The sequence below is a fragment of the Streptomyces sp. NPDC002669 genome (assembly GCF_042889165.1).
Classification (GTDB): Bacteria; Actinomycetota; Actinomycetes; order Streptomycetales; family Streptomycetaceae; genus Streptomyces.
On sequence record NZ_JBIAQQ010000061.1, the window covers coordinates 1 to 7622 of the forward strand.

5 protein-coding genes are annotated in these 7622 nt (G+C 71.9%); 3 read left to right on the top strand and 2 right to left on the bottom strand.

From position 1 onward, the window contains the following. Window positions 1-170 precede the first annotated feature (170 nt). Window positions 171-902 carry a MerR family transcriptional regulator gene (locus ACFYW1_RS38705; RefSeq protein WP_389004485.1) on the bottom strand — a complete coding sequence of 244 codons (732 nt, stop codon included), beginning with the start codon at window positions 900-902 and terminating at the stop codon, window positions 171-173. A 211-nt stretch (window positions 903-1113) separates the two neighbouring features. On the opposite strand from ACFYW1_RS38705, the gene ACFYW1_RS38710 reads away from it, so the two are divergent. Continuing rightward, a complete protein-coding gene (locus ACFYW1_RS38710; RefSeq protein ID WP_389004487.1) occupies window positions 1114-1590 on the top strand; it encodes a macro domain-containing protein in 477 nt (158 codons plus the stop codon). 104 nt (window positions 1591-1694) lie between these two features. Here ACFYW1_RS38710 and ACFYW1_RS38715 read toward each other — a convergent pair whose 3' ends face one another. After that, window positions 1695-2984: a phosphatase PAP2 family protein gene (locus ACFYW1_RS38715; protein WP_389004489.1), complete on the bottom strand. Its 1290-nt coding sequence runs from the start codon at window positions 2982-2984 to the stop codon at window positions 1695-1697. 645 nt (window positions 2985-3629) lie between these two features. On the opposite strand from ACFYW1_RS38715, the gene ACFYW1_RS38720 reads away from it, so the two are divergent. Further along, window positions 3630-4649, top strand: coding sequence for a helix-turn-helix transcriptional regulator (locus tag ACFYW1_RS38720; RefSeq protein ID WP_389004490.1), 1020 nt, complete (start codon window positions 3630-3632; stop codon window positions 4647-4649). A 134-nt stretch (window positions 4650-4783) separates the two neighbouring features. Further along, a complete protein-coding gene (locus tag ACFYW1_RS38725) occupies window positions 4784-7483 on the top strand; it encodes a M4 family metallopeptidase (protein WP_389004491.1) in 2700 nt (899 codons plus the stop codon). Window positions 7484-7622 lie beyond the last annotated feature (139 nt).

A 7622-nucleotide genomic window follows, 5' to 3' on the forward strand; every position in this document is an offset into this window, starting at 1 on the left:
GCCCCGCCCCCGCCCCCCCCCCCCCCCGCCCCCCCCCGCCCCCGCGCGCCCCCCGCCCCCCGCCCGGCGGGGGGGGGGGGGGCCGCGCCCGGCGCCCCCCCCCCCCCCCCCCCCCCCCCCCCCCCCCCCCCCGCGGCTCGCTTCGCGGTGAAAGCGGCCCGCGGCTCCTCTCACTCCGCGGTGAACGCGGCCCGCAGCTCCTCCTTCAACGAGCGCTGGAACGCGGTCACCAGCGCCTGGAGCACCATCGGCTGCATGTGGGCCGACAGCGACTTCATCGCCGCCACGTGCTCCGGGTCCGACTCCCGCTCCCGGTACGGCCCCCACACCTCGTCCCGGAACAGCCGGGTCAGCTCCTGGGCGGCGGACCGGGAGTGCTCCAGCAGGACCGTGCGGGCGGCCAGGATCGTCTCGTGGGCGATCGGCACCCCGAGCAGTTCGACCCCGAGCCGCAGCAGCCCCGGGTCCACCCGGTAGCTGCCGTCGACCGGCTCCGCCCGCTCCAGCACCCCCATCGCGGCCAGCCGCGCGATGTCCTGACCGCTCAGCGCCCGGCCCGCGCGCCGCTCCAGCTCCGCCCGCGTCACGTCCTCCGCCGTGTCCGGCGCCCAGGACGCGACCAGCGCGCGGTGGATCGCCAGGTCGTGCGCGCTCAGGTCCGGCGGCAACTGCTCCAGGTAGCGCTCGATCGCCGCCAGCGTCATGCCCTGGTGCTGGAGCTCCTCGATGAGCGCGAGCCGGGACAGGTGCTCGGGCCCGTAGTGCCCGACCCGGCGCGGCCCGATCACCGGGGGCGGCAGCAGTCCCCGGGTGCTGTAGAAGCGCACGGTGCGTACGGTGACACCGGCACGCGCCGCAAGCTCGTCGACGGTGAGCGTCGGCTCCTCGGTCCCGGTCGCCATGTCTGCTCCTCGCGTCCCGACCCGGCGGCGGACTGCCGCGTCTGCGTCCATCAGGTGCAACAGTATTGCTGTCTCACCACTGTTGTGAAAGTGCTTCGACCGCGGCGCCGACCGGGCGCTGGGTGCGACGGATCGGGCGGCGGGTGCGGTGACGGACGGGGCGGCCACGACCATGATCCCGGTTGTCAGTGGTCACACCTACCCTGAAGTCATGCGGGAGATCACATACATGCAGGGGGACGCCACCGCTCCGCAGGGCAAGGGCGTCAAGATCATCGTGCACGTCTGCAACGACCTGGGCGGCTGGGGCAAGGGCTTCGTCCTGGCCCTCTCGCGCCGCTGGCCCGAGCCGGAGGCGGCGTACCGCCGCTGGCACCGGGAGCGCGCGGACAACGACTTCGGTCTCGGCGCGGTGCAGTTCGTCCAGGTGGAACCCTATGTGTGGGTGGCCAACATGGTGGGCCAGCGCGGGATACGCACCGGAAGCAAGGGGGTCCCGGTCCGCTACGAGGCGATCGACGCGGGGCTGGACGCGGTGGCCGACCGGGCGGTCGAGCTGGGCGCCTCGGTCCACATGCCGCGGATCGGGTGCGGCCTGGCCGGCGGGAAGTGGTCCCGGGTGGAGCCGCTGATAGCGGACCGGCTGCTGAGCCGGGACATACCGGTCACGGTGTACGACTTCGGCTGAGCGCCGGACCGGCCCCGGGGCGTGCGCGGAGCGGTCGGGGCCGGTCGCGGTGTGCGACCGGCCCCGACGGCGGGAATCACGGATGTCCGGGGGTGCGCCGGGACTCAGACCGGTTCGGGCTGCGGTTCCGGCTGCCGCACCGGTACCGGCTTCGGGTCCCACTGCCTGGTGGTCCGTACGTAGCCGTAGATCACCGAGCACATCGCCAGGACGAGGAGCGGCCCGAACAGCCACGGAGTCCCGGCCATTTCCACCGACAGATAGCGGTACGACACCAGCATCGCGGTGAAGACCGCCGCGCCGTGGGCGACCAGCTGGATTCCCGACCGGTCCCAGCCGCGCGCGTGCGAGCGCAGCGCCGCCTCGATGGTGAGGGTGAACACCACGCCGGCGACGAGGTCCGCGCCGTAGTGGTAACCGAATCCCAGCGTCGCACCGAGCGTGGCGATCAGCCAGAACGTGCCCGCGATGCGCAGCACCCGCGGGCCCCTGCGGGTGTGGATGAAGATCGCGGTGGCCCACGCCGTGTGCAGGCTGGGCATGCAGTTGCGAGGGGTGAAGTTGTTGAAGGGCATGTGCTGCGGAGTGCTGAGCGCCGGCAGCGTGTCCGGCCACACGTCGGCCGTCGCCCAGTGCCCGCCGTCGACGCCGTAGGCGAAGATCGGTCCGACCACCGGGAAGATCATGTAGATGCCCGGTCCGAGGAGCCCGATCACCAGGAAGGTGCGCACCAGGTGGTGGTTCGGGAAGCGGCGCTCGACAGCCACGTTGCGCAGCTGGTACAGCGAGGCGATGACCGCGGCCACCGCGAGCTGGACGTAGACGTAGTCGAGGACGTGGGTGCTGATCGGGGCGGTGGCCTCGACGATCCGGCCCACCACCCACGACGGGTTGCCCAGCGCGTGATCGGCGGTCGCCACGTACTGGTCGAGCACCATCGGGCGGGTCTTCGACGTGATGAGCAGCCAGGTGTCGCCGGTCTTGCGGCCGGTCACCAGCAGCAGCCCCAGCCCCACGCCCTTCAGCAGCAGGGTGCGTTCATTGCCCGTGCGGCGGGTGACGGCGATGACCGCACAGCCCAGGAGCACCCACAGTGCGCCGCTGCCGAAGGGATGGCCCTCTTCGCGGGGCACCAGGGCGTCGGACGACCACCGCACCAGGAAGATGACGAGGTCGATGCCGAGCGCGGTGCCGAGGGCGATGAACCGCTGCCGCCAGGGGAGCACCACCAGCATCAACGCCATGCTGGCGTACAGCAGGAAGCCTGATTTGGGGGCGAATATCACCTCCCGCGCCTGGTTGACGATCGGCCCCGGCAAGTCGTACTGACGCGCGGCCATCTCCAGCGCGATCAGGAATCCGAGGGCGATCACACCCGCTGCGGCCCACAACATCACCCGTGGTCGACGCAACTCGGCGAACGGAATTATGCGGTTTATTCGCGAAAACACCCGCGATGCTATAGGTATCAATTGTTTGGCCGATTTGTTAGATGTGGGCGGACTCTGTCACTTTTCACGATGAATGGCATGGTTTTCCGGCGAAGGGCGGGGGATGGGGGCGATCGTCGTGAGTTCGAACATGCTAACGGAGGGGGTGCGGGAGGGTTTCGCTGGTCACGGGCGACACGGGAGCGACCGACGGCGGCGCGGCCGGAACCCCGCGGTCACGCGGACGGAACTCCGCGGACTGCTACCGGAATCCGTGCTCGTCGGACGGAATGCCATGGCCCCGCCCGGCCCGGCCACGGCGGCCCCGCGAACACCTCGCCCCGACGGACTGCGGCATCCGCCGGATAATCTGACCGCTGTCGGTGGACAGCGGGCGGAAAAGGGGTGGGCCGGATGCTGGACGGCAGGACGGTGCGCGAGGCGCCCGACCGTCGTGGCACGGCTGGGGCGCGGGGCGTTCGAAGGGCCGTCGACGGCGAAGACGTGAACGGTGGCCCGCAGGATTCGCGCGGCGCGTTCTGGACCCGGCGGAACGGAGCCTGAGCACTGCACCCCGACCACCGGCCGCAGGACCCGATCGACGCGTCGTTGCTGACCCTGCTCGGCCTCGACCCGGAGGAGGACGCGGTCTACCGCCTGCTCGTGGACCGTCCCGACAGCGAACCGGGCGCGCTCGCGGGCCCGTTGAGCGGACCCGCGGTCGCGCGGGCCCTCGGCTCGCTCGTCGAGCGCGGACTCGCCAGCGCCGCACGGCCGGACGGCGACGGCGTCGTCCGCTACCGGGCCGCCTCTCCCGTCCTCGCGCTCGGCCCCCTCCTGGAGTCCCGGCGGGCCGCGCTGCACCGGGTCGAGTCGCTCGTCGGCGACCTCACCGAACGCCACCGCTCCGCGCAGAGCCACGCCTCGGGCGCCCCGGTGGAGGTGCTGTCCGGCCCGGCGGCGATCCGGCGCCGCCTGCTGACGATGCAGCGGCAGGCCAGGCACGAGGTGTGCACCATGGTCCCGACCAGGCACGAGCCCCCGGTGCTCACCTTCGCGGACAACTACGCGGAGGTGGACACCGAGATGACGCATCGCGGGGTGACCGTGCGCAGCGTCGTCGAGCGCGAATGGCTGGAACGGCCGGAGACCGCGGCCGTGCTGGCCTCCTGCGTCGCCCAGGGCCAGCACGTCTCCGTCACGGACCGGCTGCCCATCAAGCTCGTCATCGTGGACCGCCGGATCGCCCTGCTGCCCCTGGACCCGGAGAGCGAGACCGAACCGGTGGCGCTCGTGGTGCACCGGACCGGGCTGCTCACCGCCCTCGGTTCGCTCTTCGACCTGCACTTCGAGAAGGGGTGGCGGCTGAACGCCTCGGGCGTCGTGGAGCGGGACGAGTCCCCGGTCGCGGCGGTCGACCGGGAGATCGTCGCCCTGCTGCACGTGGGCCTGACGGACGCCGCCATCGCCCGCCAGCTGGGCATGGGCCACCGCACCGTGCAGCGGCGGCTGCACGCCCTGATGGACGAGGTGGGCGCCGCGACCCGCTTCCAGCTCGGCTGGTACGCGGCCCGCGCGGGATGGCTGGACGGGAAGAACGGCAACTCGGTTCCGCCGCAGCGGTCCTGAGGCGTATTTACGCCACGGCATGTTCGCGCCAGCGCCACCTCTTGTTGGCGGAACCCCGCGTACCGAAACATCGACCCCGTCAACCGAAAGGGACGCTCGCGTTCCACGGACAGCTGTGTGATGGGGAGGGCTCTGTGAGGAGAACGAGTATCCGGCGGATGCTGGCGACGGGTGTGGTCGCCGCCGCCACGGGATCGGCACTGCTGACCGCTCCGGCCCGGGCGGCCGACGAACCCGCGCCCGCCACCACCGCGCAGGCGGGCGCGGTCCCGGTGGCCCCCGCGATGACCCGGGGACTGGACGACTCGGCCCGCGAGGGCACCCCCGCCCAGGCCGCCCGCGCCCACCTGCGGGCCCACGAGGACACCTACAAGGTCCCCGTGTCCGACCTGAGCGCGGTGCGGACCACCAAGGACGGCAAGCAGTCCTCGGTGCGCTTCCGGCAGAAGCACGACGGCGTCCCGGTCTTCGGCGCCGAGTACGCGGTGCAGACCGAGGCGGCCGACGGCGGCCAGCGGATCACCTCCGCGACCGGCACGCTCTACACGGCCCTCACGGTCTCCACCACGCCGAAGGTGACCGAGGCCACCGCGAAGCGGCGGATGTTCGCGCTCGACCGCGGCCTGTCCGGCGTACGGGACGCGCGGACCGAGGCGCACGGCCTGTCCGTGCTGCCCGACGCCCGAGGGGGCAGGCTGGCCTGGCACTTCACGGTCACCGGCGGCAGGGCCGACGGCGGCCCGGTGCGCCAGGAGGTGTACGTCGACGCGCGGGTGGGCGGCATCGCGCTCTCGTACAACAACATCGACGCGGCCGACGCGTCGCCCGCACGGGGGACGGGCGTCCAGGTCGACGGCACCGAGGCGGAGCTGGCCGTCAACAAGGAGGCGGACGGCTCGTACACGCTGGTCGACTCCACGCGCGCCATGTACCCGGCCACCGGCGGCCAGATCCGCACGTACGACGCGCAGCGCAAGCAGTACACGGACGTCGCGGGCGGCCCGGTCACCGACGACGTCCCGCTGAGCACCTCGGCGAGCGACCGCTTCGACGGCGCCAACACCTCCTCGGGCGCGGTCGACGCCCACCTGAACGCGGCGAAGGTCTACGAGTACTACAAGGAGCAGATCGGCCGGGACGGCATCGACGGCAAGGGCGGCACGATCCACTCCGTCGTCAACGTCGCCGCCAACGGCAAGGACTACGCCAACGCCTTCTGGGACGGCACCAAGATGGTCTACGGCCACATGAACGGCGTGCCGTTGTCCGTCGGCCTGGACGTCGTCGGCCACGAGATGACGCACGGCGTCACCGAGCACTCCGCCGGGCTCGTCTACCTCAACCAGTCGGGCGCGCTCAACGAGGCGATATCCGACTACTTCGGCAACGCCATGGAGACCGCCGACAAGGGCGTCGCGATGAGCGACCCCACGTCCGGCCTCGTCGGGGAGTACCTCTGCAACGGCACCAAGCCGCTGGCGGAGTGCGCCCTGCGCGACCTGAACGACGGGCGCGACGCGCAGAAGGACTACCAGCCCATCACGCTCGACATCGACAACGGCGGGGTCCACTACAACTCCACCATCGTCGGCGGCGCGCTGTGGGACATGCGCAAGAACCTCGACAGCAAGCTCGCCGACCGGATCGTCTACCGGTCCGCGCAGAACTACCTCACCCCGCTGTCCGGCTTCACCGACATGCGCAACGCGGTCACCCTCGCCGCCAAGTCCCTGAACGTCTCGGCCGCCGACCTCGCCGCCATCGACAAGGCCTTCGACGACCACGGCATCGAGACCGGCTGGGAGAAGAAGGGCGGCACGCACGACGGGACCACCATCGGCGCCGACGTCCTGCCCGCGTACGAGGTCTACAGCGGGATCGACGAGCAGGCCGCGCAGATCAACGGCGACGTCTACGCGATCGGCCACGGCGACGCCATCGCCTGGGACCGGGGCAGCGCCGCCTTCGGCATCACCGTGGGCCGCTTCGGCAAGAAGCCGACGCACGAGCTGGCCCAGCAGGACGCCTACCTGCTCGACCCGTCCCTGGACGACGACCGCATCGTCTTCACCCGCATCACCGCCGACGGCATCGGCATCTACCGGGCCGGTTCCAAGGGCCAGGGCGCGATCAAGAAGCTGGTGGACCGCCCCGACGCCGACGAGACCGAGCCGGTGACCGGGAACGGTGCGCTCGCCTACATCAGCACCACCGCCGACGGCGAGCAGGACGTCATGCTCCGCAAGGCCGACGGCACCACTGTCAACGTCACCCCCGAGGCCGGTACCAGGGCCGCCCGCCTCGCGATGAAGAACGGCCGGATCGCCTGGGCCGGCGGCGACGGCACGTACGTCCACGTCCACGACATCGCGACGGGCACCACCCAGGTCAAGCGGATCGCAGGCTTCCTCTTCGACTACGTCTCGGACATCCAGCTCACCTCCGACCGCGTCTTCTGGCGCGAGACGGGCGGCTTCCTGATCCCGAGCTCGAAGCTCATGTCGGCCCCGCTCGACGACCTGTCGAAGGCGGCCAAGCTGCGCTACCCGTCGAGCGTGTACGGCGCCCAGTTCTCGGTCAACGACGAGTACTTCGCCTACTCCACGTACGACCTCTGGGGCGCCCTCGGCTCCTGGAGCGGTCCCGGCAAGGTGAAGGTCGCCAAGGTCGCCGACGTACTCGCCGGTCTCGACAGCTACACCCGGGTCTCCTGCTCCTCCGGCGCCCAGCTGGCCCCGTCGCTCGGTGACGGGCAGCGCATCGCCTGGCTGGACACCACCGCCGCGGCCACCGACGTGGTGACCCGCGCGACGTTCGCCGGCACCTGCGAGTAGTCCCGCACCGCACCGGCAACGAGGGGCGGGCCCCCGCCGCCCGGGGGCGCCCCCCCCCCCCGGGCGCCCCGGGGCCCCGGCCCCCGGCCCCCCCCGCCCCGGCCCAAAGGCTACTTGGGGCCACGGGGGGGGGCGAGGG